Genomic DNA, 1,508 nt, shown 5'->3' with positions numbered 1-1,508 from the left:
AGTCCTCAGATCATGCCCGGGACCTCGACCCCTACCCCCAAGCACCCACGCTCAACTCCGAAGAGCCGGATTCCCGGCTCGGTGTTCCCGAACGTCGCCGCTGTCGGGTGTCCCTTGGTGGGTGTGACGGCCCCTGGCCTGGAGACGCCGGACTACATCCTCAGCCTGTGCGCTGCCGTGACCACGCGGCAGGACGCGCTCGAGGCCGTGGACGCTCGGTGGCGCCCGGATTCAGACGCGCTGCGCCGCGCGATCGGACCCGTGGGTGGTTCAGGGGAGCGTCTGTGGCGGCGGTTCGAGTCGGCCGCCCAGCGCGGGCCGGTAGTGGACACGGGCTGGTCGGCCACCACCGGCCCGGCGCCGATGGTGGGTGCGGGACTGGTGCTGGCCGGCGCGGCACTGTTGGGCCGGGGGTTCAGCGGAGCGGGCCACGACGAAGCGTGATCCGCCGGACGCCTCGTTTTGACTTGGGCGCAGTACGTGCGGGATGAGGCGTGCGGCGACGCTGCCATTCCATGTGCGCGTGCAGCTCACGCGCCTCCTCCCAGTACCCGTGCTCTTCCAACCGGTCGGGGAGTCGCCTGACTAGGGCATCGACCTCGGCTTTGTCCTTCCACTCGCGGTACCCCGCGCTGGCGATGAGCGTAGCCATCTGGGCTATGACGATGAGTAGCAGGAACAAGATTCCACCGAGAAGGAACAGTGTGAGAGCCGTGGAGGGAGTGGGATCGAAGTGATGCTCCAGCACGTAGTCCGCGGCGATCAGGGCGACAGTGCACGCGGCAATGGTCATGGCCAGAATGAAGCGGTGCCGGTTCCTGGAGCCCGGCCCCATAGTCAGGCGCGCAGTGGCCTGCTGCCGAGCCTCGCGGACCGCTGAGTCCATGCGCTCGTGGTACAGGCGTCCCGGCTCCACGTCTGACGGTTCGTGGGTCCGGAAGTCGCGCGCCTCCCGAATGGCGGCTGCGAGCTCCGCAATGATCGCGCTCGTCGACTGGGTGCTCAGCAGGCGCGCCCAGACGCGAGAGGCCCAGTCGGCGACCATCGGGGTCGGGTCCATGCCATTCCTCCCGTCATGCAGCGTCACGTCGAGGAGTGAACCGCCGGGCACCGACAACCTCGCCTTGCACTCGGTCGTGTGCTGCTCTGAGCCTGCCGCCAGCGGTAGGCCCTTACCCGCTTGGCGGCGGAACACGTTCTACGTTCCGGCCGCGAGGGCCACCAGCCGAACTCAGAGCTCCACGGCGTCGAAGGACATGGCGAACGGCGGTCTGCTGCCCTCGTTGCGCTCCAGAGGTCCAGGGTGTGTGCGGTGCGCCCCTGAGCCGTCCGGAAGTAGTTCTGGACGCCCTTCAGGCCCTGACCTGCGCTCGATGCAGTTGCAGTGCGGTCGAGGACGGGCGGGGGCCAGACGCAGGAATCCGCAGATGCTGGCCGTCTAGATGTGATGTCCAGGGACGTTGTTGCGTGACTCGCTGACAGGTGAAGGCCTCCTGTTGCGAGAGTGG

Annotated in this window: 2 protein-coding genes; one reads left to right on the top strand and one right to left on the bottom strand. The window is 68.0% G+C overall.

All coding sequences use genetic code 11. The features are described from left to right. Positions 1-123 precede the first annotated feature (123 nt). Positions 124-444: a hypothetical protein gene (locus tag ACFFHC_RS11545; RefSeq protein ID WP_379805550.1), complete on the top strand. Its 321-nt coding sequence runs from the start codon at positions 124-126 to the stop codon at positions 442-444. Here the strand turns inward: ACFFHC_RS11545 and ACFFHC_RS11540 are convergent. Further along, entirely contained in the window at positions 416-1,087 is a 672-nt protein-coding gene (locus tag ACFFHC_RS11540; RefSeq protein WP_144043061.1) for a hypothetical protein, read from the bottom strand. The two genes, ACFFHC_RS11545 and ACFFHC_RS11540, sit on opposite strands and share 29 nt — an antisense overlap. Between the last annotated feature and the right edge of the window lie 421 nt (positions 1,088-1,508).

This window comes from Kytococcus schroeteri (assembly GCF_042433515.1).
Classification (GTDB): domain Bacteria; phylum Actinomycetota; class Actinomycetes; order Actinomycetales; family Dermatophilaceae; genus Kytococcus; species Kytococcus schroeteri.
This window is presented reverse-complemented; position numbering and strand designations above follow the sequence as displayed.